We start from the raw sequence: 25900 nt of genomic DNA, 5'->3' as shown, positions 1-25900 counted from the left end.
CAGGCACTATCACCGATTAGCTGCGTCAATTATCGTGATTAAGCTAAATCTGCATTAGTTTATCTGGTGCAGTAGTTTGGTTTGCCTGAAAATAACAGGACTTACGCAACTGGCATAATAGTAGGGTGCGTCAGATATCAAAAAAATGCTTATTGACAGCATTTAAACAGTCTGACGCACCCTACAAGACTTATGTAATGTGACACTTGCGTAAGTCCTAAATAAATTCACCTGATTGATTCAGCATACATATTTACAGAGTAATGTCAACGCAATTTCAACGCCAAAGTAAACTAATTAACTCTTGGGTTGCTAAATTATTAGCCATACATCAGCAATTATCTTTCATTCGTCCTAGTTGGCGTTCAATTAAGCGTTTTCTCCCTTTCCTGTTTGCTATATCCCTGGCTACAGTATTGACACTAGAAAACCTTAGCCCTGTAACCGCTCAACTTCCCCAGTTACCAGCTTCAGAAATTCGCGGGGTTTGGCTGACGAATAATGACTTTAATATCTTAAGAAATCGCGCTAAGGTGCAAGACACTCTTGCACAATTGCGGAGGTTAAATTTTAATACAGTTTATCCGGTGGTTTGGAATGATGGCTACACAAAATTTCCCAGTGCAGTAACGCAAAAAAAGGGTATCCCTTTTTTCTTTAGAGGTACAGAGGGACAAGATATTATTGCAGACATCATTACTCAAGCTCGTAGTCAAGGGTTACTAGCCATACCTTGGTTTGAATTTGGCTTCATGGCTCCCTTAACTTCCGAACTTGCATCACAACATCCAGACTGGTTGACGCAAAAGCAAGACGGAACCCAAACCTCAATTAGTGCTGCGGGTGAGGTGGCTTGGCTGAATCCTTTTCACCCAGAAGTACAAAAGTTTATTACTGACTTAGTAGTAGAAATCATTACCAAATATAACGCGGATGGTATTCAATTTGACGACCACATGAGTTTACCTGTTGATTTTGGGTATGACAAATACACGATTAACTTATATACCCAAGAAACTGGTAGCCCTCCTCCACCCAACCCGCAAGCTCAAGCTTGGATGCGATGGCGAGCAGATAAAATCACGGCGTTTATGGTAGAACTCAACAAAGCTGTGAAAGCGAGAAAACCAAATGCGATTTTTTCTGTTTCTCCTAATTACTATGACTTTGCTTATAAATTACAACTACAAGACTGGCTCAACTGGGTACGCTTAGGTGTTGTAGATGAGCTTGTAGTTCAGGTTTATCGCAATGATTTGCAAAGTTTTAACAGTAAACTAATTACTCCAGAAATCATTGAGACACAAAAATTAATTCCTACTGGTATAGGGATTATGACAGGGCTGAGAAATCGCCCTGTTGCTATATCTCAGATTCAGTCTCAAGTTAGGGCGGCTCAACAACGCGGTTTAGGTGCTGTGTTTTTCTATTATGAAAGTCTTTGGGATTCTGCTCCTGAACCTGTGGCGCAGCGACAAGCTGGATTTCAAGCCCTGTTTTCTCAAACGGCTAGGCGCGATACTTCCCAATTTATCGCCCGAAAACCTAGTTTTGATACAATAACTTTACCATTGTCTAATAGGGTTGTTGCTGGTCAACGGGGTTATTTTGTTGAGGTAGCAGTTGCTGGTGGTCAGCCAAGACGGGTTTTATTAGATACAAGCTCGGCAGGGTTGAGAGTTACTAGAGAGTTTCTAGGAAATGCCCCTATCAACAGCACTGGTCAAATTGTTAGGGAAGTTTTAAGTGATGGTACTGTTTTAGAAGGTGAGTTAGTTTACACTAATTTCCGAATTGGTTTGATTGCTAGTGAAGAACCTGTTCCGGTGCAGGTTGTCACCAGTCGCCAATGTATCCCCCAAAAACCTAATTGCTCTGCCAAAAGTGGAAGACCTTTCTCTGGTATTATCGGTGTCAACTATTCTGAGCGCACACTTCCCTATAATCCTCTGAGAAAATTACCAGGAAATTTGAGTAATGGATTGATTATTGCTGGTAATGGTAGTCTGATTCTGGGTTTGACTGCAAATAATCAACAAGGTTTTAAGATGGCTTCTTTGAGTCCATTACCTGTGATGAATGGTGTACCGGGTAATAGATGGGATTCTCGACTGAATGGAGTTTGCTTAACTATTTCTGGGAGTGGGATGAAAAATAGTTGTAATAACAGAATGGTTGTTGGGACAAGTAATGGTATGACTGAATTTAAGTCTGCTTCTCTGATGGGTAAACTGAAACCAGGAAGGTTACGCCCAGCAAATTCTGTGAAGGTAGGAATTCCTAGCGTGTTCGATTATAGTCTTGTACCAGGAAACCGCGACGGGTTTAATGTGTGGAATCTCAATGTTTCGGCTCAGGCAGAGCAACCTATACTAATAAATACTGGTATGGGATTTTTTGATCGATTTAATGTTCTGTTTGACTCGGTGAATGGGCGGATGGGTTTTCGGAAAATTTGAGAATACTCCTATCTTGCAGCATTCTCAATCAGAATAGGCGATGTACAGCCGAGAACTTAAAACTGAGTGTTTGAGCAAATTGCTAGCAATGCCCACCCTACAAACTCAGGGTTTGAGCAAATTGCTAGCAATGCCCACCCTACAAACTGGCTGTTGCTAGTTTCTTGATAGCAATTGTGCGTTTAAGGCTTTGGTGATGCGATCGCTCGTAAATTGCAAGTGGGCTAAAGTGTAAATATCTAGTTGTTTACCAAATTTTCTCAGCTTGATATTAATCGCCTTTTGTAGTTGGCGTAGTTCGTACCAAGCTAGTGTACAAGCATCTTCTGGTAAATCTTTGGTATCAAGGAGCATTTCTAGCATAATATTTAGGTGTTCTCGTTGCAATGAACGACGAATACTAGAAATTGGCTGCGGTTGTTGGGTGGCTACAATTTCTGTCCAAATACCTGTTTGTAAGCTGTCAAATAGTTCTGGGATGGTTAAAACTTGATCAGGTTGGCTTTTTAATTCTAAATCTCGTAACCGATGTAGGCGATCGCTATCTAAGAGCGACCTTAATATTCTACTCTGAAACTGCAAAATTCTTTCGTGAATCGGATAATCAAGGCGGCTATTCCGTACTGCACTCCCCCAATGTTCCCAGCGTGGCGGTGCTAGCTGATTTAATAATTGTGGTGAGAAGTTAAAAGCATCTTCAGCAAAGACATACTCTTGCAACTTTTCTAAAGCCTGACGTTGTTTGAGCCTTGGCACTGGCACAAATACCCCAGAATGTTCATCACTCAGATGGAGTTGCTGAAATGATTGCCCACCAATATACTTAGATAACAACCTGGCATTACGAAAATAATATTGCAGTATCCTATTAAATAAGACAAGCGTGTTGCCATAGCCGTCTCCTTTTGTCAAATGATGCTCATTCAGATGCTGCCAGATGACGCGGGCGTTATCCATTTGCCATTGGGAATAGACTAAGACATCACTACTCATATCCCAGACATTCGCCAGGGGATTAATATCCCAAATATCTTCATCAGTGGCATAAGATAATTCTGGTTGAGGTGATGCTAAAGCAATTTGCTCTAAAAATTCTTTTTCTGCTTCCGGTATGCTAGACTGCATTGCTGTCTGCGGACTGGGTTTATATCCATACTCTATCGCCCATTCATCATAGGGGCCAACAACCCAAGGAAAATAGTCACCTTGTTTTACTCCCGGTGGTGCTAAATTCACGGGCAGATAATCCATCACCGAAGCGGCTAAACCTTTTGTGTGGGTGATTTCTGTGTTATTTAATTCTTGCGGCGATAACATGGTGCTGCCTTGAAAGTTGTGGCGTAACCCAAGCGTATGTCCGACTTCATGAGCAATTAGAGAACGCAGATATTGATGTACATACTCTTGCATGATTTCAGGCTGTGGTTTAGTTTCTGGCAACAGTGACAATGCCAATGCTCCCATAGCCGCTTGATTTGCGGATTCTGTACTATAGCAAACTTCCGAGGAATGCAAATCAAAATTTTGACATGAGTTGTTAGTTGTTTCTTTCAGGGCGCGATATTGTTGCTGAATGGAACGCACCATGTTAGCATCAATGATAATATCTGCATCCAATATTTCCCCGGTGAAAGGGTTAACTCGAATCGGCCCTTTTGCAAAACCTGCATCTAGGGAGTTAAACCAGCGAATTGTATTGTAGCGTATATCTGCTGGTTGCCAATCAGCATCATCGGGCATTTGTCGGACTTCAATAGCGTTTTGAAATCCGGCTTTTTTAAAAGCTTGATTCCACATCAACACACCTTCCCGAATCGCGTCACGGTATTCTAGGGGAACAGCGTTTTCAATCCAAAACACTATCGGTTGTTTGGGTGGAGATAAGGGTGCGTGAGGATCTGCTGGTTCTAGATGCCAACGATTGATGTAACGTACAAAGGTATCTGGGGTGTTATTTTTCGAGAAATCTTGAAAGGCTGTAATAAAATATCCTACTCGGTCGTCGGCTAGTCGGGGAATATAGCCGTTATTTTCTGGTAGCTGGGAAAAACTGTAATGTACTTTGAGCGTTAATGCCCTGCTATCAGGTAAAGTAATTAAATCTGCTCCTTCGGCTGAGGAAAACCCGTAAATGGCATCTATTTCTACATTCTCTGGAAAGCTGTTGAGATTACCAAAATAAGATTTACTGGTTTCTAAACGGTAATCGCTTTGTAAGGAGTATTTTAATATAGAAGTTAAGCCGGGAAAGTCCCGCATCAGCAAGTCATCCAGGTTGATGAGAATGTTTTTACTCTCAGGATCAATAGTTTCTATTTCCAGTGCATAAAGAACTGAATCACTAAATGAACGAGCGAGCGATCGCTGTTCTGGTTCTGTAACATCAGTGCGAAATTTCACATTACGCACCACAAAATGCAAATGATTGTTTACTTGTCGCCAGTAAAACAGAAAATCCGCCAAAGGTAAGCCACTATAAATCCCACTTTCCCCAATCCCTGATTCCAGTGTCACCGTAGCTAGATAGTTTTTATTTAACTGTTCTGGTTTAATTTCCCAGTAAACTTGTCCTGATTCCTGACTGTAGTACAGGTTGAATAATCCCTCTAATTTCTTTTTGGCTGTGACTATCTCACGAAATCGGCGGTAATCTTCCCTTCTACCTGTCCCCATCATATCAGCACTGGCTAAATTTTCCACTCCTGAAAGTGCGTTTAATTGCTGTATATCCGGCTTTACCAATTGGTTAGCTACCGCTTCATCAACATTTAAGAAAAAAATACACAATATTATTGTGTAAATTGCTATTTTCCTGATCCAGTGTTGCATCAATCCACCTTGGTCAGATCAATATTGTGGCTTGACAATCAAAAACACCACTAGCTGCTCACCAGTGTGTTTTTCCATTGCTATTAGCGTTTTTTGCTAATTTTTACTTTATAAAATAAAATTCGCTAGATAGCAATATTTACGTCTTACGATAGATGAATAGTCAAGCAAAAAAATGTGTAGCCAACTACATTTAGTCGGCTGAGAATTTATCAATGGCTGATGTTTCCCGAATATTGCTTGTTTACATCCAGTAACAACCAGGAAATTTGTAGGTAAAGTCCTGGTGAATATACAACATTGACAGTGATAATTTTCTCTTCTGGGTTTTACTGTCGATTAGAGTCTTGTATTCCTGCTCAAAACTACTAAAAGTAAGAGATAAATATGTGATTTTTTGATGATTTTAGGCTTGTGGTGCGATGAAGGTATATGCCTTGCAAGTTGTCATACCCATTTTATGTAAGTTTGTGACCAAGATATATCCTAGAGACGTTCAATGTAACGTCTCTACAGCCAAGAATCAAGAACATCTATGGCTATGCCACACAAGCTAAATCAAGGAATGGTATCACCTTGAGCATCAAAGCAGATTGTGGTGATCATGCCAATAGCACTATACGCATAGCTTGATTAAGAGCTTGGTGTCAGTCCAGCTACCTGATAGCAAAGCAGGTTTTAAATAATAATATAAAACTTAAAAAGTCTAGCTCAATATATTCCTAAAGACTCAGGGAGTAACTAGAATTTTTGAGTTGATGTTTATTTCTTTAGGCAGACGGTAAAACAAGTTTAAATTCTTATATTAGAGGCTGTTAAATTATGCTATTGCCAAACAAGCTAGACGTTAAATCTCAATTTTAAGTCTGATTAATCGGTAATCAAGAGGAAAAAAATCCCCCTTTTCTGATTATGTGATGCAAGAGTTTTTCAAGATTGGTGAACCGATGATTGAAAACTTGCCAACCAGCAATTTTGTCTAACTATTTGCAATTGTGAAATTTATAAGGAGAGAAAATGCTTACACCCAATAGATATAAAAATTCAGGTTGGAATACTCGCATAGGTGGAACATTAATTGCATTAACAGCTTTATTGATTCCAGCTTGTGCAACTCCTGAACGCCAGGTAACTGTGCCTGAGACAACCACAGAGGAAGCTCCTACTGTTCCGTCTAGACAGGTAGCAGAACAAGATAATGTAACAGCACCGGAAGTTAGTCAAAATACGGAAGCCCTGATTGGTAAATTGGTGACTATTAGGGGACAAGATATTAATAGGGTGAATGACCAAGTATTTACAATTTCTGATAGAGAAGCCTTTGGTGGTGAAAGAATCGCAGTTGTGAATACTACTGGTGAGCCTGTTAATTTGCCCTTGCCTCAAGATACGAGATTACAAGTTACAGGTACTGTGAGCAGGCTTGATCCTAACACGATTAAACAAGAATACGGTGTAGATTTAGGTACAAATGAGTATAGAGAGTATGTAGGTAAACCAGCCATTATTGCCCGTTCAATTGCACTAGCACCAACACCAGGAGAAATCAACGAAAATCCGCAACTTTATTATAATAAAGCTATTTCTGTCCCGGCTAATGTGTCTGAAATTTATAGCCCTAACGCATTTTTGGTTGAGGATAGAGAAGTTCTAGGAGTCAACCCATTATTGATTCTAGTCACCGATAAACTCAAAGACAAAGCACCGATTAAAGAAGGTGAAAGGGTGGTGACTACTGGTACGCTACGCCCATTTGTGATTACTGATATTGAGAGGGAATACAGTCCAGCTTGGGATGCACCATTGAGAGCAAGGCTAGAGAGAGAATATAGCCAAAAACCTGTGCTAATTGCTGATGGTATCTATCCTTCAGCAGTACCATTAGGTACTAGATAATTGGTGGTATGATTAGGCGATCGCACTACTTGCAGGATGTTAGGCGATCGCCTATCTATTGATGATGTGGGAACACCAAAAAATAAATTATCCAAATCGACTGTTAGTAGGGTGCGTCAGGATGAATATTTTCTTGGTATAGTTAGGGTTTCTCGTACTGACGCACCCTACATTTTGGAGATTTTTTGCTCTGGAAGTCCCGATATTCTCGACTAGAAGCCAACGCCATCCTCTGGAGATTCCTTAACATGGCTATTTTTGCTTGTTCTCGAACTGCCTCTAGTCCCGAATAGATACATATACCTTTTGTCAAGACACAGTTAATCGCTTCTCTACTCCCAAATATAGAAATTTGGTGTTTCTTGCACAGCAACCCTCCCCCCAAACAGATAAAAATTTGTATTCTAAAGTTAATAGGTCTTAATAGTTCTTAGAAAAACTGGTGCAAGAAGATTTTAGATTAATTGTCGATTTAGTCTCAGTTTTGGCAGTTGCCGCCTGTGGCGGTTTGTTAGCAGCTATGCTAAGACAACCTGTATTGCTGGGCTATCTGATCGGCGGGATGGTTGTGGGGCCGGCTGGGTTAGGGCTGATTAAAGAAGTTGTGCAGGTGGAAACACTGGCGCAGTTTGGAGTCGCCTTCTTATTATTTGCCTTGGGCGTGGAATTTTCCTTCGCGGAACTGAAAAAAGTGAAAGCGATCGCCCTCGGTGGTGGTGGGCTACAAATCGCCTTGACAATCCTGATTACAGTGGTAGTATGTGGAGTCACAGGAGCATGGGGAACTTTACCCGCTAAAGGTGTGTTCTTAGGGTCAATTCTCTCCCTATCTTCCACAGCCGTTGTGCTTAAATGTTTGATGGAGCGCAACGAAACCGAAACACCCCAAGGTCAGGTAATGCTAGGGATTTTGGTAGTGCAAGACTTAGCCCTAGGGTTAATGCTGGCGGTGTTACCTGCACTACACGAACCAGGGGAAGCTATCGGGGTTGCTGTCTTAACAGCCTTGGTACGAATTGGTTTATTTGCGGCGGGTGCAGTGGTAGCGGGGATTTGGCTCATACCACCTCTATTAAGACTTTTAGCCCGCACCGAAAGCCGAGAACTATTTTTATTAGGTGTGGTGGCGTTGTGTTTAGGTATTGCCCTACTGACAGAATATTTAGGACTCTCCATTGAAATGGGGGCGTTTGTGGCTGGGTTGATGATTTCAGAGGTGGAATACGCCGATCAAACTCTCACCTATGTAGAACCACTGCGAGATATTTTTGCAAGTTTGTTCTTCGCCGCCATTGGGATGTTAATTGATCCGGTGTTTTTGTGGCACAATCTGGAATTAATTTTAGGGTTAGTCGCCTTAGTATTCGTCGGCAAGTTTTTAATTATTACCCCTTTAGTAAAAGTATTTCGCTACCCCTGGAAAACAGCCTTAATCGCTGGGTTAGGATTGGCGCAAATTGGGGAATTTTCCTTTGTGCTAGCCAGTGAAGGACAGGCTTTAGGGTTGGTATCTCGACGCATATATTTACTGATTTTGGGAACTACAGCCGTGACACTCATGCTCACCCCATTTGTGATGCGGTTAGTACCATTTATCTTTAATTTGTTGGAATCAATACCTTGGTTGCAACCTTATTTAGATGAAACTCACGCCAAAGATGTCTCAGAAGAACTACCATTTAAAGACCATGTAGTAGTCTGTGGTTATGGGCGAGTCGGTAAAAACTTGGTCAAGCTGTTAAAGCAGCATAACTTACCTGTGGTAGTAATTGACCAATCAGAAAGCCGAATTCAGCAATTACGAGAAGCGAAAGTACCTTATGTCTATGGTAATTGTGTGAGTTTACACGTTTTAGAAACGGCTGGGGTGAATCGTGCCAAAGGAATGGCGATCGCACTTCCTGATCCCATGAGTATCCGCTTGTGTTTGAAACGGGCTTTAGAATTGTGTCCCGAATTAAATTTAGTTGTTCGGGCTACCCAAGATAAAAATATTGAGGTGCTGTATCAACTAGGCGCAAGGGAAGTAGTCCAACCAGAATTTGAGGCAAGTTTAGAAATGGCTACTTACCTGTTAACTGGTTTAGGTTTTTCACCGTCTATATTGCAACGGGAAATGCAGCAAATTCGTAATGATCATTACTTAGATTTGCGCCCAGAGCGTACTGCTTCCCAGGTTTCCCGCCATTTAGAACAAGTCACCCGCGACTTAAACCGTCGTTGGTATCCCTTACCATCAGATTCGCCCCTAATTGGCATGAGTTTAGAAGAAGCAGATATCCGCTACCTTACCGGAGTTAGTTTAATGGCGATTCGCCGCGCTAACAGTGAAGAAATTGATTATCCCAATCCTCACACTAAATTAGAAACAGGCGATCGCTTGTTAGTTGTGGGAGCATCAGAAGAACTAGCAGCCCTGGCTGAATTAGCTCAAGGTAAGGTAGCTGTACCAGGAGCGAATAACGCTTGTCAGTGGGTGACAGTCAAGGCTCATGCTGCCATTGTCGGTAAACGGATCACAGACTTAGCTTTACAGCCAGAATTTGGGGTGGAAATCCAAGCTATCCGCAGGGATGGTAAATTTATCCGCGTTCCTGATGGCAACATCGGCTTACTTGCTGACGATCAAGTGCTGCTGTGCGGTAGCGCAAAAGGTATAAATCAATTGCAATCCCTATTTATCAGTCAAATACCCTTATCCATTCCGATGGTGAAAGCCCAGGAAACACAATCCATTAAGGAAATTGTGTCTGTTGATATTCACAAAGAGAATTCATAGGGGACTGGGGAAGCAAAGGAGCAGAGGAAGCAGAGAAAAAAACATTTACCCAGTCCCCAATCCCCAGCCCCTACCCTGAAGGGGTTGATTTTAGGTAGGCGATCGCTGATTTCCAAATAGTGATTTGTTGACTGTTTTCATCAATCATACAAAGACAGTGGGGGTCTTGCCATAAAATCCTACCCCTGATCAAGTCGCCAGAGACTAGCTTAAACTCTACTGTTTCTTTTTCTTTAATCAGGGTTTGAATTTGCCGAATGCTGGGCAGTGAGGTGTCAAAATCAGTTATAGCCATTTTTGATAATGATGGAATAATTTAGGGAATGGGGCATAGGGAATAGGCAGGGAAGAAAAACTATTACCCAATGCCCAATACCCAATGCCCGATGCCCAATATTTAACATTGATAATTCATCCTGAAAAAAATGGCAATCGAATTTACTAAGTATCACGGTCTAGGCAATGACTTTATTTTGATTGATAATCGCGCCTCAAAGTCGCCTGTAGTGACTCCTGAGCAAGCTATTGAATTATGCGATCGCCATTTTGGTATCGGTGCTGATGGTGTGATTTTTGCCTTACCTGGAGCAAAAGATACTGATTACACCATGCGGATTTTTAACTCCGATGGCTCAGAACCAGAAATGTGTGGTAACGGCATTCGCTGTTTAGCAGCCTTTTTAGCAGATTTAGAGGGTTTGTCCCGCACTAAAGACACCTATCGTATTCATACTTTAGCTGGTGTGATTACACCCCAACTCATGCCCGATGGTGAAGTGAAGGTAGACATGGGTTTACCCAGGTTATTGGCGAGTGAAATACCTACTACCCTAACTGCGGCTGACGCAAAAGTAATTAACCAACCTCTAGAAGTAGAGGGGACAACTTGGGATGTCACCTGTGTGAGTATGGGGAATCCTCACTGTATTACCTTTGTGGAAGATGTGGCGGCGATTCCTTTGGAAACCATCGGCCCGAAATTTGAACATCATCCTGTGTTCCCCCAACGCACCAACACCGAATTTATTCAAGTTGTCAGTCGTGACTACCTAAAAATGCGCGTCTGGGAACGGGGCGCAGGAATTACACTGGCTTGCGGTACAGGTGCTTGTGCTTCCTTAGTGGCTGGGGTGTTGACTGGAAAATGCGATCGCGCCGCCGTGGTAGAATTACCTGGTGGTCTGCTGCATATTGAATGGTCAGAAGCAGACCAACGAGTTTACATGACAGGCCCGGCTGAGAGAGTATTCACTGGGAAAGTCTAATTGCAAAAGTTTGCAGTCAGGACTTCACCTAAAGCTAAATAGATCCCCGACTTCTTTGAGAAGTCGGGGATCTGGATATTACGTTTTTTAAGTTGAGTGACTTATTCAGGAAAAAAGGAGCGAATCACAGTAGAAAATCTTGGTAAAAGAGGGGATGTAATTTCGTCATCGCCGGAAAAAGTCCCAAATAACACCAATTCAGTTTGTTCTCGCCGATAAACTGTCACCTGCTGATTTATGTAATCAACAATCCAATACTCACCCACAGCTTGAACTGAATAAAGTTGTAGTTTTGCTTGTTTGTCTTGAAGTTCGTGTTGTTTTTCTGGTGATAAAACCTCAACTACTAACTCTGGCGCGCCTGTCAAATGTCCAGCTTCATCTTCAATTTTCGCTAATCTTTCTCGACTTACCCAGACGATATCCGGTATGATGTTGTCTACTGGTGAAAATAACACCCCTGGACTTAAAATTGTTTCTCCTAAATTACTCAACTCAGACCAATTATCCAGTTGTCGCCATATTTTGCCACAAACTTGCTGATGACGGCGGTGAGGTGTACAAGTTAAGAAAAGTTCACCATTAATGATTTCGTAGCGTGTTCCCTCGTGCTTGGGTAGTACCTCTAAATCGTCAGATGTCCAACTTACTCCGTTAGCAGGTTGGTTCATGAATGTCTTTGTTTGGCTGGTGGCTTTTGAATGTTTAATTTTATTTAATGAAAAATTTTTAGAAGTCAGATAATAGCGACTGAGAACCGTTTGCAGATTTTTCTTGGATACTTCTTCACCCACTGCTAAAGAAAGCGATCGCCACAACTGCGAACCAACTTGTTTAATATAATCATGTTCATAATTTAATTCCTTTGCAATGGCTGCATAGGTGCATCCTAGCCAGCTTTTCTGAAACACTACAGATTGAACGTCATTTAGCTTTTGTCCAAACTGAGTAGAGTGTAGAAGTGTATCAACTAGGTTAAGGGCTTCTTGTGCCATCATAGTCAGCTAGACTCATTTTTTGCTTGCACTTTGAGATATTTCACTCTGTCATCAAGCATTTTCGTGATATTTAATATTTTTTTACAGTAGGTACTCACCTTTTCTCACCGACACAGTGATGGTTTTGAAGTTATGACTATAATTATCAAGCTAATAAGCAGAGAATAAATTATGAAATTTGGTATTGATATCGGACACAACTGCCCTCCTGATACTGGCGCAGTCGGGATTAAAAAAGAAGACGAGTTAACCAAAGCCGTTGGTACTCGGCTGATGGAAAAACTAAAAGCCGCAGGGCATACCGTTGTTGATTGTACTCCTAACAGTGCTAGTGGTGTCAACGATTCTCTCAGGCAAAGAGTTAACAAAGCCAATGCCAATAATGTGAATGTTTTCGTTTCGATTCACTTTAACGCCGCCAATAGCAAAGCTCACGGTACAGAAGTTTTTGGTATTAGTAACACATCCCAAGGCATAGCTCAATCAGTTCTCAAAGAAATTGTCAAACTTGGGTTTAGAGATAGAGGTGTTAAATCAGGCAATTTCTTTGTTTTGAGAAATACCCAAATGCCAGCTATCTTAGTTGAGTGCTGCTTTTGTGACTCTAAAATAGACATGGATTTGTTTGATGCCGAAAAAATGGCAGAAGCAATTAAGGATGGATTAATTGGTGAAGATGAAGAAGAAGCACCCAAACCAGATAAAAATTACATTTTAGAAATTACAAAGCCAACAATTTTAAAACCATCTACAGAACAAGCATCTGATTTACCCAAGGATACATTATTTGATATTACCCCAGGCAATTATCCAATTTTAAGTTTCTTATTTGAAGAACAGCATTATTGTGTAACTTGGCCTGATAAAAGTAAAGGCAACCGTAACAAACATTTTGTATTTGCTGAACACTGCAAAATCCAAGAGAAGTGATGATGTAGCGGGGAGGGGGCAATCAATTCACGCATAGTCTGCGGCTAGGCTTACGCCTAAAAAATTCAAAATACCCTACGGCGCGGTAGCCTCTCTGTTCGCGGAGCGTCCCGTAGGGAAAGAGAAGCAAGCTACAAAATTCTTGCATTAAATAATTTAGGTTTCAACATCTCCCCTGTTCCCCTGCCCCCCTCCTGTTTCCTGAATTATTGTTGATTAAATATTTTAAATCGGGGAAAAATATGACATTATTAGATGATTTAGTCAATAAATATTCCCAAACAGATTTAGGTTTGGTATTTACAAAAGTCGGAATTGATGGTAACAAAATTTCTGAAATCAATCGCCAAGTTTTAAAAGAAGTTACCCTAGCACAATGGTTACTAGAATCAGGCAGAGCCAGCAGTGATTTAGCCACCAAAGCTAATAATTTTGCGGGGTTGAAATGGCGAGAACCTGATATGATAGGTTTTGCCGAACCTTTGAAAATTAAAGTACCTTCTGAAACTGAAGAAGTTACATTTTGCAAATTTGCAGATGTTGATGCTTTTATTGTTGGATATTGGAAGTTTTTAACCCGTTCTCCCTACAAAGGCTTAGAAGAACATACAAATACACCAGAAAACTTTCTCGGCTTTTTGAAAAGCAAAGGTTATTCATCTGCTCCTGACTACATCCCTAAAATTGTCAACTTGCTACCAGAAGCACAAAAATTACTCACTAATGTTAGTGGCGTTGAGATTCTCCCTTCCCCCGTGTCAGTCGAACAATTACAAGTAATTCGTGCGCCGCAAGAATTAACTGTAGGGCAAGTTTTTAATATTGAAGGTGTAGCGCGTTTAACTGACAAAGGTAGAGTTATGTCAGTGATGATAGACGATCGCTTCCCCGTGGAAGGTGTGAAAATTGGTGAGGATGGTAAATGGCAATTAAACTTTGTGTTTAACCAAGCTGGCGATCGCACTATGTTACTAGGAATTGATGACCAAAGTCTAACACTCAAGTTTAAAGTCATCCTTCCCGTAGCTCAACAAAATCAATCAACATCAACCACCCCGGAAGCTACAGTCATTCAACTCACCGGTAGCGTAGGAGTTGGCGGAGTTAACAAACCTGATGATGTCAAAGCAGTAAAAGCGAGATTGTATGAGCTAGGTTACACCTGGGCAGGTGAGCCTAACACCCCCAGCATCAACAGAGGACTTTATGACGCAATTCGACTATTTCAGTCAATTATTGCCGGTCGTAGCACTGTTCAAGGTGATGGTAGAGTAGATGTTGATGGTACAACTCACCAATGGTTGCAAGCCGCTAACGCGCCACGATGGGTGTTAATGCCAGAAAGTGAACCTGATAACGGTTTCATTAACGGTGAACTAGCACAAACTCACGATCATCATGATTTTGGCACCCACTGGCTAGCGGAGACAATTAAAAACATTGCCCAAGACTATCAAAACAGTTATCGCAATACTCGTCCGAATGCTGCACCATTCGCCATCAATGATGTCAGCCTACCGCATGGCGGCGACACTCCCGACCATCGGGGACATGAAACTGGTATGATGTGTGATGTGTTCTTACCTAGAAAAAATGGGCAGTTTGGCGGCATTAGCTGGACAAATGCAGAATATGATCGAGATGCAACACGAGCTATTCTTAAATCGATTCGTCAGCAAAAGTTAGTCAGACTTGGGGCGGTTTTCTTCAATGATTCTACTCTGATTAGAGAAGGACTTTGTAAACCTCTAGGTGGTCATGATCATCATATTCATTTTGAAATTAACCCACCAGCTAGAAGCTAATAAGTAGCTCAACTTAAAAAAACGTAATACCTAGATCCCCGACTTCTCAAAGAAGTCGGGGATCTATCCCATCATCATTATATTTTTAATTGCCTTACAATTTCTGTCCAGCAAAAATAGAACGTACTTCACCATTCCGCCGGACTATGGCTTCACCGTTACTTACATCTACTAATGTCCAACCGCTAGAACCAATGCTTTCACCAATATGGATACGACGGCTGACACCGTTGATTTCAAATAGTGCTACTGATTTATCACCCAACTCTAGCAAGCCTTCGAGTGTATGGGTAGATGCGGGTGTTGGTGGGGTAACTGTAAGTGTTGTTACTGGTACTGTTGCCTGATTTGTGTTGGTCGGTGATTGTGGTAAAGTTTGACCAAAGGGAATCACTGGTAACTTAGGTAGAGAACTGGGTGACTGCTGAACTTTGATAGGTGCATTCTGCACTGGCACGGGTTTCATTTCAGAACGAATAGACGACGCTGACATATTGACTTTGGCTGGTTTAGCACCTGCTGGGACTTGATTGGAGTTATTCTTGACGGTGTTAGGTTCAGCCGTCGGCGATTTTGCCACTGGTGGTAAAGGTGCGGGCATCCCAGGTATCGATGGCGGTGCGTAGCGCATCGGTGATGGTGCTTGGTAAACAGGTATATAGATGCGTTCGACAACGTTTGTGGTTTTGCTGGGGGTTGGTGGTGTATTGCTGGCGGTTAGGGGTGATGGTAGATTACTAACAGGCTGATTGTTGTTGAGTGCAACGGCTGATGAGGAGGAATTGACGTTATTGCCTACCTGAGAACGGACTGACTGGTTAGTTGCCCTATTTTGTTGATCGATGATGGCTAATGCTCCCATCATGTAATTAACTAACTCTGTCTGTGCATCTGGTTTTGTAGCTACTTGTGCTGATGGCAGATGAATATTTGGTTGAGTTGGTTGGATGAGTTGGGAAGTGAGAAGGGCTAACAGTTGTGATTGCAAGAGATATAATACACCTGCGATCGCCACACCGATAGTTGTCCCCAGTAATAACAGTTTGCCCAAAGTTAATTGAGCTTTTTCTGTAGTTTTACTGATGGCTTTGATTTGCGGTTGATCAACTACAACTGCACTTACCTGTTTGTTCTGAATCGCTGTCACAGTCTTTACAGGATGGTTGACTGTGGTAGATGAAACTATCTGCTGTATATCTACAGTTTGCAGAGGTTCATACTCTAGGGTGCGTTGCTCGGTTCCTGCACTATACGACAAATCGTTGGCGACGGGAGTAGCTTGACGTAGTTTTCGTCTGCTATTATTATCAAGCAGATTACCACTCAAATCAAGTATCTCGTCGATATCGGCAAAAAGTTCATCCATCAAGCCATCAGCATAGAATTCGATTGACCAAGGTTCGTTAACAATTAAGTCCTCTGATGGCTCTGGAATAATAAGATGGTTGCTAACTTTTTGTAACATAGGCATTTTGGGTGGTAGTTGCCAGGATGGGGCAACGCCGCCCCTTCTGGGTATCAGGAATTATTAAAAATATTCAGTGTTCGTCCACGCTAGACAAGTGATTGTTAAGTGTATTAAATTCCACTTCAAACAGGGCATATTTGATCATGCCAAGGCTGAGGCCTTGTCATCTATCATACCCATCTCCTCTTCTACTATACTCACCCGTAATCAAGATCAAGTTAGGTCAAAGCCGCAAACCCTGATTGGCTCTTAGCTTGGCGTAATTCTAAGAAAATTAACAAAGCGTTCACATCAGCCGGATTTACACCACCGATACGGGCAGCTTGACCGATGGTAAGCGGTTTTACCTGATTGAGTTTTTCCCTTGCTTCTTTAGAAAGGGTATTGATTTGTGTGTAATCTAAATCCGCAGGTAACTGGCGGTTAGCTTGACGGGCAATTTGTTCAATTTGGCTTTGTTGTCTAGCCAGATAACCAGAGTATTTAATGTCAATTTCTGCCCCTTCTCTCTCCGCTTGGGTCAGGGTGGGGTTGCCTAGTCCATACCTGTCAAGGTGAATATAATGGAAGCCAGGGCGACGCAATAAGTCAGCTAGGGTAATCGAACCTTTGATGGCTTGTTGGGTATCAGAGGCGATCGCTTTACCTATGTCATCATTTTCTTTCACTCTCGTAGCATACAGCCGTTCTTTCTCGGCGGCAATCTGGGCTTGTTTGTTGGTGAACAGTTCCCATCTGCGATCGTCAATTAAACCAATTTCCCGTCCCAAAGGTGTCAAACGTTGGTCAGCATTATCAGACCGCAGCAATAAGCGATACTCTGACCTACTGGTGAGCATCCGGTAAGGTTCCCGTAAATCCTTGGTACACAGGTCATCAAGTAATGTACCGATGTAACTTTGCTCACGGGGTAAAATAATCATTTCCTGCCCACGGGCAAACCGCGCCGCATTAATTCCGGCGACAATTCCCTGGGCGGCGGCTTCTTCATAGCCTGTTGTCCCGTTGATTTGTCCCGCACAAAATAACCCGGCAATCTTTTTAGTCATCATTGTCGGATAACACTGGGTAGCGGGTAGGTAGTCATATTCCACCGCATAGGCTGGACGTAACATTACGCAGTTTTCCAAACCGGGTAGACTCCGTAACATTTGCAGTTGCAAATTTTCCGGCAACCCTGTAGAAAACCCTTGTATGTACAGTTCGGGAATATCCCGCCCTTCTGGTTCAATAAATATCTGGTGGCTTTCCTTATCGGCAAAGCGGACAATCTTATCTTCTATACTGGGACAATAACGTGGCCCTTTGGCTTCTACCCAGCCACCATACACAGGCGACAAATGTAAATTTTCTCGAATTAAACGATGGGTTTCGGCGGTGGTGCGCGTCATGTAACAAGGCATTTGTTCCCGTTCTACCCACGCCTGGGGGTCAAAACTAAACCACCGGACTTCTGCATCTCCAGGCTGAAGTTCCATTTTGCTATAGTCTACAGACCGCTTGTCTACCCTTGCCGGTGTGCCAGTCTTCAGTCTCCCGGTTTCAAATCCTAAACGATTCAGGGTTTGGGTTAATCCCTCCGCCGCAAATTCCCCAGCCCGTCCGGCTGCCATCGATTTGTTTCCTACCCAAATCTTACCACCGAGAAAAGTACCTGTGGTCAAAATTACGGCTTTACATTGGAAGGCTACGCCAAAATAGGTTTCTACTCCTATGACTTGATCATTAGCACCCAGCACCAAGTCTGTAACCATGCCTTCGCGGATGCTCAAGTTTTCTTGGTTTTCGACTATATTTTTCATCACAGCCGCATATTCCCGCTTGTCAGTTTGGGCGCGTAATGCCCACACCGCCGGGCCTCGTGAAGAGTTGAGGATGCGTTTTTGCAAGTAGGTGCGGTCTGCCATTTTGCCAATTTCCCCACCTAAAGCATCTACTTCATGGGTCAACTGAGATTTGGCAGGGCCGCCAACTGCTGGGTTGCAGGGTTGCCACGCGATTTTATCTAAGTTGAGGGTCAATAGCAGGGTACGACAGCCGAGGCGGGCAGTGGCAAGTGCTGCTTCGCAACCGGAGTGACCTGCACCGACGACAATCACATCAAAAGCGTCTTGAAATTCAATAGGAGTGTGCATGGTCATACTTACAGGATTCGCAAGCTGAGATTTATTTTCAATTTTAACTGATACGGTGGCTTTATGGTTGTTATTGTTTCATTGAGTGGGGGTTCAAGTAGTTGATGTTTTGGTGACTGGATTTTTTAAATAAAGAGTTTTTGTGTCTTGATTTGGAAGGAAAATAATTTTATAATCGGGGGGATTTGATTTTTTTAACGCAGAGGTACGCGGAGGTAAACGCGGAGGTACGCGGAGTTTTTAGGAGAGTTTTTTGGTGAGGAAGTTGAAATTCTCTCTGAATATAAGAGTTAATGTGATGCGGCGAAGTGTCAAGAAAATTAAATTGATTTTTGTGATGATTTTGATGGTTTTTACGTTAGTTGCTAGTAATACCATCAATCATTACCAGTTGGGTGCAAATTCTCCAGTTTCTCAGGAATGTTTAATTGTGGGTACGGGAGATTGTCGGGGAGTTTCAACTACACCCAGTTTACCTACTCCTATGCCGGAGATTATTGTTACTGAACAAGACAGGTTTTTGGCGGCGATCGCTCCACATTTATCGACTATTCCCCAGGTGGGTAGTTATGAATATATTTTGTTACGTGCCTATGGTGCAGCTTTTATTAATCAAAATCCCGCCGTGCAGTTACCAGCGACGGTTTTGTTACAGGATGAGCCGGAAACTCTAGCTTTTCAAGAAACTTTAACTATGATGAAGGTGGATGGTACTAATGATTGTTATTTACAAGCATCAGCAGCCACAGCTTTAAATCAGGCGCGATCGCAACAAAATATTCCGCTAAAATCAGGTTATGGTTCTGGTGATTGTACTCGTTCTTTTGCTACTAATTTACGATTTTGGTATAAATACGCTAATCGTAATACTTTAGAGCAAGTTCGAGCCGGAAAAGAAACCGCTATTTTAGGAGTTGTTGCACCACCGGGAACATCTCAACATCTGTGGGGTTTAGCTATTGATTTACGGGTGTCTAATGCTCAACAAAGACAGGCTCTTTATGAGCATGGTTGGTTTCAAACAGTCGCCAAAGATGTACCACACTGGACTTATTTAGGTGTAAAGTTAGAAGATTTACCTCAGTTGGGGTTAAAACAGCAAGTTATCAACGGAATTAGTTATTGGCTGACTCCACTTTAATATTTTGTAATTTTCAATTTAGGAGTACAGTTAAGAAGTAATATTTTTGATGAAATTTGATAATTGGGGAGAATTTAACTAATATTTTAGAATTCCTAGCCCCGAAGGATGATAAATTACTATTTCCTGTCAGAGCAGACGCAGAATTACTACATTAAAATAGTGATACACCTAACTCTGGAGTTCTAACAGTGGGCTTATTTGATGATTTTAGTCGGTTTCTCGAAAACCGTTTAGAGGAATTCTTGCGTAATAATCCGCATTTGGAATTAGAGGCGTTGTTAGAACAGCTGCGAAAGCAAGAGGAAGATACATTAAAATTGATTGCAGATTTACAATTACAAGAGAAGCGATCGCAAGACGAAATTCTCTCTACCGCCCAAGAAATTCAACGTTGGCACATCCGCGTACAAAAAGCCCAAAACGCTGGTAGACAAGATTTAGCGGGGGCGGCGCAAGACAGAGAAGCAGCCCTATTACGTGAAGGTAATCAGCTATGGGGACAAATGCAAGGTTTAAAAGAACGCATCAAACAATCTCAAGAACTCCTGCATAAAATCCAAGTACGGCGGCAAGAAGTCCAAACCAAAGCAACCGAAGCACAAACAGCACGCGCCAAAGCCCAAACTCAGCAACGTATAGACTCTAATGGCTGGTGGACTCCCACTAGCAGTTATACAAACAGCTATGATGACTTAGAAGCCACCTTTCGCCGTTGGGAAACCGAAGCCGAATTAGAACAAATGAAACGCAACATGGGAAAATAACACCCTTGTAGAGACGCGATAAATCGCGTCTACCAATATTTCAACCCCATCTCTTTAATATTACCGAGGGCGCGGAAATTCAGCAGGCCGCTTAAAGTTTTGACTTGGCACACCTTTGAGAGCCTTTCGCATAAAATCACGCCAGATAGGTGCAACCATACCCCCACCTGTAGCACCGTAAGCTAGTCGTCTGTTATCATCTCTTCCTACCCAAATAGCAGTAGTTAACTGTGGTACAGTGCCAACAAACCAAATATCCCTTTCTGATGAAGTCGTTCCCGTCTTACCCGCCGCCGGACGACCTATATCAGCAGCTTTACCTGTACCATTACTAATTACCGATCGCATCACATCAATTACAGATGCCGATGCCCAAGGATCTAAAACTAAACGAGGTCTAGGGGTATTATCTATTAAAACATTGCCATTGCTATCAGTGACACGCATAATTAATGTCGGTGGTGACTGCCAACCATAATTAGCAAAAGTAGCATAAGCATTAGCCATTTCTAAAGGCGTGACACCAATTGCACCTAATGGTAAAGAAGTTACAGGTTCCATCGGACTCATAATACCCAAAGTCCGACAAGTTTCGATAACTTTATTTATCCCTACAGCTTTACCAAGTTTGATCGCGGGAATATTTCGAGATAAAGATAAAGCGGTGCGAATTGGTATAGCTCCCATAAAGCTACTATCGTAGTTACGCGGAGTGTACCAACGGTTGCCATCACGATAACTAACGCGCGTATCTAACACTGTTGAATTGGGTGTGTACTTACCACTAGCAAAAGCAGTATAGTAAACAAATGGTTTAAAAGAAGATCCTGGTTGACGCAGAGCTTGAGTGGCGCGGTTGAATTCGCTGGTTTTTTCATTTACCCCACCGACTAAAGCTTTAATAAAATGTGTGCGCGGATCAATAGCTACTAAAGCAATTTGATTATTTCTTAACCCGCGCGCCGCTAATCTTCTGTGCCAACGCTTAACAGTTGTTTTCGCCATCATTTGAAAATTGGCATCAACGGTTGTCTGTACCCGCATCCCGCCTTTTATGAGGGCATCACGCCCAAACTTTCGAGCTAACTCCTGGGCGACGGTATTAGTTATATAAGGTAAACCAAGTCCACCAGAGAATCTATTTTTATTCAATTGAATTTTTTGTTGGAGAGCCTGATTGTAATCTTTCTGGCTAATCCATTCTAACTCTAGCATCCTTTGTAGGACTTCTTGTTGCTTTTGTTTTGCCAAGTCTATATTAATAAACGGGCTGAAACTTTCCGGTGCTGGCAGCAAACTCGCCATCATTGCAGACTCAGCCAAGTTTAAATTTGCGGCTGGCTTGTTAAAGTAATATTTGGCCGCCGTTTCCACACCATAATTATTATGACCCCAATAAACTTGATTGAGGTACATATCCAGTATTTGGTTTTTACTCAGAACTTGTTCTAGACGGATGGCTAATACCGCTTCGGCTACTTTTCGTGTGATAGTACGCTCTTTAGACAGGAACAGGTTTTTTACCAATTGCATGGTAATAGTAGAGCCACCCTCCTGCACTTCTCCCGCTTCCCAGTTAACTAATAAAGCACGCCCCACGCCAGTGGGATTGATACCTTGGTGATTATAGAAGTAACTGTCTTCAGTGGCTAATACTGCTCGTTTTAGGTGCGGAGAAATTTGATTTAAGGCTACTACTTCGCGGTTGGCTTCACCGTGAATATCTGCTATGAGTTTACCATTGATATCATAGATGTAAGTTGTTTCCGCAGGGGAAAAGTTGCGTAATTGTCTCACATCTGGCAAGTTACGGAAACTAGCAGCTAAACCTACCAATCCCCCAGCCAGCACAGAACTTGCTAGAGTGGTGATTGATATCAAGGTAGCAGCAGTGATTTGACCTACTCCTTTGAAAAATTCAAAACTAGGTGAAGTCCGAAAATGTGACTGTTGCTCTTCAAATGTTCGGAATGAAGACACGACAATTATACTTCCTTTTTATAGATGTAACGGCAATTTATTCCACAGCACCAAGTTGATTATCTTGGGCAATTCGTCAGAGTTTGATAGTTATAAAATTCGATACATTAGTAGCGCAATTAACTAAAGCGACTTTGTGATTATATGAAATTAGTCATAATTAAACTTCTACTGTGAGGTATAATTTTGTCGTCTTTTAATTTGAGTAGAAATACCTCTTTTTACTTGTTTGTTATAAAACTTTCATAGCAAAATTCAGACTAAAGGAATAAAATTTGCTCAAGATGCTGCTTATTCCTGGATGTAGAGACGTTATACAGCAGGGAACAGGTTTGAAAGTCTCTTAGCTTAAAAATGAAAAGATTACCCCCGATGGAAGTAATCTTTTTATGTAGATGATTTTACCTTGTTGGCAGTGCATCGCCAGACGGTTATTGAAGTTAGTGCCAGATATCAGATTATTTATCTGATATCCTATTCTTCTTCTTCAAAATCTTCATCCTCTTCATCTTCATTATTCTTAGATACAGAGTTAGCAGAAACAACCGCCCCCTTATCTAATTTTTCCCGTACCAATTGCTTAATTTGTTCAGTAAATTCTGGCTTGTCTTCTAGGTACTTAATGGCGTTATCTCGACCTTGGGAAATGTTATCACCGTTGTAACTGTACCAAGCTCCTTTACGGACGAGAATACCAGTTTCTTCTGCCAAGTCTACCAGACAACCTAAAGTAGACACACCTTTACCAAAAATAATGTCGAATTCTGCGATTCTAAAAGGTGGTGCAACTTTGTTTTTTGCCACTTTGACTTTAACACGGTTGCCGAATTCATCAGAACCTTTTTTCAAGGTTTGAATGCGACGAATATCTAAACGCACTGAAGCATAGAATTTCAAAGCATTACCACCAGTGGTGGTTTCTGGGCTACCATAGGTGACTCCAATTTTTTGCCGTAGCTGGTTAATAAAGATAACCGTGCAACCAGATTTACCGATATTACCAGTAATTTTACGTAGAGCTTGGCTCATCAGTCTGGCTTGTAAACCAACGTGAGCATCACCCATATCTCCCTCGATTTCTGCACGGGGAACTAACGCCGCTACGGAGTCAATAACTACGATATCAACGGCGGCGGAACGCACGAGTTGATCAACAATTTCTAAGGCTGCTTCGCCGGTGTCGGGTTGAGAAACTAGGAGATTTTCAATATCGACACCTAAAGCGGCGGCGTAGGTGGGATCAAGGGCGTGTTCTGCATCCACAAAGGCAGCAATACCACCTTCTTTCTGCACTTCTGCGATCGCGTGCAGTGCTACAGTAGTCTTACCGGAACTTTCCGGGCCATAAATCTCAATCACGCGTCCCTTGGGTAAACCACCACCCAACGCCAAATCTAAAGTTAACGCCCCAGTGGAAATGGTTTCTACCCGCATCCGGGTAGCATCTCCTAGGCGCATGATTGCACCCTTACCGAAACTGCGCTCAATCTGGTTGAGTACCATATTCAACGCTTTTTGCTTGCCGGAAGTATCGGTATTGATAGCCATTCGTGCCTCTATTTAGTATACAGGTTTAAAATGTGTGGGGTTGGGTTTTTTTGTAGAACAGATATACTATTTTAGCTGGTAAATTCTAGAATAGGACTGGTGAAATGAAAAAGTAGCTGTGACAAGATCCTAACCTGAAGACTACGTTATTGGGGTAGTTCTATTGTAAAAATTTTGGGAGAGGTAATTTTTTTAACTCAAATTTACACGCTCGTGATCATCAAAGTTTCTTGTAGGGTGCGTCAGTAGAGATAATTTGCTAAAAATTAACGGATTTTTCACACCTGACGCACCCTAGTAAATGTCAGTGACGTAAGTTCTGAAAAAGTTCTGTAGAGACGTTGCATGCAACGTCTCTACAACCCCCATTCCCTTGTAATAAGAATTACCCGAACTTGATATTACTACTCAACTACAGGTAATCCCGCTAGTGCCATTGCTACCTCATCAGGATTATATTCGGTATCAATAAGCCGTCCCGCTTGATAATCCATGTAAGCTTGCATATCAAAGTGTCCATGTCCACAAAGATTAAATAGGATAGTTTTACTCACTCCTTCTTCTTGACAACGTAAAGCCTCATCAATCGCTGCTTTAACTGCATGGTTCGCTTCTGGTGCTGGTAAAATTCCTTCGGCGCGTGCAAATGTTAATCCGGCGGCAAAGCAACTGTTTTGATATTCAGCACGGGATTCCACTAATCCTAAATTCACAATATGACTAACTAGGGGAGCCATACCGTGATAGCGCAAACCGCCAGCGTGAATTCCGGCTGGCACAAATGAGCTACCTAAAGTGTGCATTTTAGTCAGTGGAGTTAGGTGAGCAGTATCACCAAAGTCATAAGCATATTTACCACGAGTTAATGACGGACAAGCGGCTGGTTCTACGGCTATGACTTGTATATCTCTTTCTCCTCGCAGTTTAGCACCGATAAATGGAAAGGCAATCCCAGCAAAGTTACTACCGCCACCTGTACAGCCAATGACAATATCTGGATAATCTCCCGCCATCTCTAATTGAGTCAATGCTTCTTGTCCAATCACAGTTTGATGTAGTAGGACGTGATTGAGTACACTACCTAAAGCATACTTAGTCTGTTCATCAGCAGCAGCTACTTCCACCGCTTCACTGATGGCAATGCCTAAACTACCTGTACTATTAGGAGATGCTGCCAAAATTTTACGTCCGGCTTGGGTTTCATTGCTGGGGCTGGCTACTACCCTAGCCCCATAACTTTCCATTAAGGCTCGGCGGTAAGGCTTCTGCTGATAGCTGACATTAACCATGTAAACTAAAACTTCTAGACCAAATAGCGCACCAGCAAAGGCTAAAGATGAACCCCACTGTCCCGCACCTGTTTCAGTGGTTAATTTTTTAACACCAGCTTGTTTGTTGTAATATGCTTGAGCCACAGCAGTATTCGGTTTGTGACTTCCAGAAGGGCTAACACCTTCATATTTGTAGTAAATTTTGGCTGGTGTGTTCAAAGCTTGCTCTAAACGACGGGCGCGATAAAGCGGGGTTGGTCGCCATTGGCAATAAATAGAGCGCACTTCTTCCGGGATTTCAATCCATCTTTGTTGACTAACTTCTTGCTCTATCAGTGCTAAGGGAAACAAAGGTAATAAGTCATCTGGTGTAATTGCTTTCCCTGTGCCTGGATGTAAAACTGGTGGTAATCCTTGCGGTAAGTCAGCTTGTATGTTGTACCAAGCTGTGGGCATTTGCTTTTCAGTCAGAGTGTATTTAATTGTGTCCATATCACGAGTAAATGCAGGTATTTTAGCGTACCTCTCATTTTCCAAGAAAAAGGCAGGACTTAGGCAATTGGCTTATTAGTAGTGGACTAACTTGACTAATAGGTTGGGGTGCGACTGCCGTGCATGGTTTCGCGGCT

17 protein-coding genes are annotated in these 25900 nt (G+C 42.2%); 8 read left to right on the top strand and 9 right to left on the bottom strand.

Annotated features, from left to right (window positions below):
• The first annotated feature begins 263 nt into the window (after positions 1–263).
• The gene (locus AACS98_RS18740) at positions 264–2459 is read left to right on the top strand and encodes a glycoside hydrolase family 10 protein (RefSeq protein WP_082803814.1); all 2196 of its coding nucleotides are present in this window, start codon (positions 264–266) and stop codon (positions 2457–2459) included.
• A gap of 156 nt (positions 2460–2615) precedes the next feature.
• Here the strand turns inward: AACS98_RS18740 and AACS98_RS18735 are convergent, their stop codons facing one another.
• Positions 2616–5288, bottom strand: a complete 2673-nt coding sequence (locus tag AACS98_RS18735; protein ID WP_066382625.1) for a zinc-dependent metalloprotease — start codon at positions 5286–5288, stop codon at positions 2616–2618.
• Between the two features lie 1017 nt (positions 5289–6305).
• On the opposite strand from AACS98_RS18735, the gene AACS98_RS18730 reads away from it, so the two are divergent.
• Positions 6306–7184 (top strand): hypothetical protein, encoded by an 879-nt coding sequence (locus AACS98_RS18730; RefSeq protein ID WP_066382624.1) that lies wholly within the window; start codon positions 6306–6308, stop codon positions 7182–7184.
• Here AACS98_RS18730 and AACS98_RS18725 read toward each other — a convergent pair.
• Complete coding sequence (locus AACS98_RS18725) at positions 7151–7279, bottom strand: hypothetical protein (protein WP_255362916.1); 129 nt, start codon at positions 7277–7279, stop codon at positions 7151–7153. The genes AACS98_RS18730 and AACS98_RS18725 overlap by 34 nt on opposite strands.
• A 347-nt stretch (positions 7280–7626) precedes the next feature.
• Here AACS98_RS18725 and AACS98_RS18720 point away from each other — a divergent pair, with 347 nt between their 5' ends.
• Entirely contained in the window at positions 7627–9963 is a 2337-nt protein-coding gene (locus tag AACS98_RS18720) for a cation:proton antiporter domain-containing protein (RefSeq protein WP_066382620.1), read from the top strand.
• Positions 9964–10033: 70 nt separating this feature from the next.
• On the opposite strand, the gene AACS98_RS18715 is transcribed toward AACS98_RS18720, so the two are convergent.
• Positions 10034–10258 (bottom strand): Hfq-related RNA-binding protein, encoded by a 225-nt coding sequence (locus tag AACS98_RS18715; protein ID WP_066382618.1) that lies wholly within the window; start codon positions 10256–10258, stop codon positions 10034–10036.
• Positions 10259–10388: 130 nt separating this feature from the next.
• Here AACS98_RS18715 and dapF point away from each other — a divergent pair, with 130 nt between their 5' ends.
• On the top strand, positions 10389–11228 hold the full coding sequence (gene dapF, locus AACS98_RS18710; protein ID WP_066382616.1) for a diaminopimelate epimerase: 840 nt from the start codon (positions 10389–10391) through the stop codon (positions 11226–11228).
• 101 nt (positions 11229–11329) lie between these two features.
• On the opposite strand, the gene AACS98_RS18705 is transcribed toward dapF, so the two are convergent.
• Positions 11330–12226 (bottom strand): Uma2 family endonuclease, encoded by an 897-nt coding sequence (locus AACS98_RS18705; protein WP_339373722.1) that lies wholly within the window; start codon positions 12224–12226, stop codon positions 11330–11332.
• Positions 12227–12397: 171 nt separating this feature from the next.
• On the opposite strand from AACS98_RS18705, the gene AACS98_RS18700 reads away from it, so the two are divergent.
• Together AACS98_RS18700 and AACS98_RS18695 are read left to right on the top strand one after the other, a co-directional pair.
• Positions 12398–13156: an N-acetylmuramoyl-L-alanine amidase gene (locus AACS98_RS18700; RefSeq protein ID WP_066382614.1), complete on the top strand. Its 759-nt coding sequence runs from the start codon at positions 12398–12400 to the stop codon at positions 13154–13156.
• 242 nt (positions 13157–13398) lie between these two features.
• Complete coding sequence (locus AACS98_RS18695) at positions 13399–14961, top strand: glucosaminidase domain-containing protein (RefSeq protein ID WP_066382612.1); 1563 nt, start codon at positions 13399–13401, stop codon at positions 14959–14961.
• Between the two features lie 94 nt (positions 14962–15055).
• Here the strand turns inward: AACS98_RS18695 and AACS98_RS18690 are convergent, their stop codons facing one another.
• Positions 15056–16432 carry a hypothetical protein gene (locus AACS98_RS18690; protein WP_339373721.1) on the bottom strand — a complete coding sequence of 459 codons (1377 nt, stop codon included), beginning with the start codon at positions 16430–16432 and terminating at the stop codon, positions 15056–15058.
• A 215-nt stretch (positions 16433–16647) separates the two neighbouring features.
• Positions 16648–18570 (bottom strand): tRNA uridine-5-carboxymethylaminomethyl(34) synthesis enzyme MnmG, encoded by a 1923-nt coding sequence (mnmG, locus tag AACS98_RS18685; protein WP_066382610.1) that lies wholly within the window; start codon positions 18568–18570, stop codon positions 16648–16650.
• A gap of 292 nt (positions 18571–18862) precedes the next feature.
• Here mnmG and AACS98_RS18680 point away from each other — a divergent pair, with 292 nt between their 5' ends.
• A complete protein-coding gene (locus tag AACS98_RS18680; RefSeq protein WP_066382609.1) occupies positions 18863–19705 on the top strand; it encodes a M15 family metallopeptidase in 843 nt (280 codons plus the stop codon).
• Positions 19706–19896: 191 nt separating this feature from the next.
• The gene (locus tag AACS98_RS18675) at positions 19897–20472 is read left to right on the top strand and encodes a TIGR04376 family protein (protein ID WP_066382607.1); all 576 of its coding nucleotides are present in this window, start codon (positions 19897–19899) and stop codon (positions 20470–20472) included.
• Positions 20473–20532: 60 nt separating this feature from the next.
• Here AACS98_RS18675 and AACS98_RS18670 read toward each other — a convergent pair whose 3' ends face one another.
• From AACS98_RS18670 to AACS98_RS18660, 3 genes are all read right to left on the bottom strand, one after another.
• Positions 20533–22452, bottom strand: coding sequence for a transglycosylase domain-containing protein (locus tag AACS98_RS18670; protein WP_066382605.1), 1920 nt, complete (start codon positions 22450–22452; stop codon positions 20533–20535).
• A 474-nt stretch (positions 22453–22926) separates the two neighbouring features.
• Positions 22927–24000 carry a recombinase RecA gene (recA, locus tag AACS98_RS18665; RefSeq protein WP_066382603.1) on the bottom strand — a complete coding sequence of 358 codons (1074 nt, stop codon included), beginning with the start codon at positions 23998–24000 and terminating at the stop codon, positions 22927–22929.
• 404 nt (positions 24001–24404) lie between these two features.
• The gene (locus AACS98_RS18660; RefSeq protein WP_066382601.1) at positions 24405–25763 is read right to left on the bottom strand and encodes a TrpB-like pyridoxal phosphate-dependent enzyme; all 1359 of its coding nucleotides are present in this window, start codon (positions 25761–25763) and stop codon (positions 24405–24407) included.
• Positions 25764–25900 lie beyond the last annotated feature (137 nt).

It is taken from the genome of Anabaena sp. CA = ATCC 33047, assembly GCF_963870205.1.
Taxonomy (GTDB): domain Bacteria; phylum Cyanobacteriota; class Cyanobacteriia; order Cyanobacteriales; family Nostocaceae; genus Trichormus.
The sequence above is the reverse complement of the archived record's forward strand: the minus strand, read 5'-3'. Positions and strand labels throughout refer to the sequence as shown.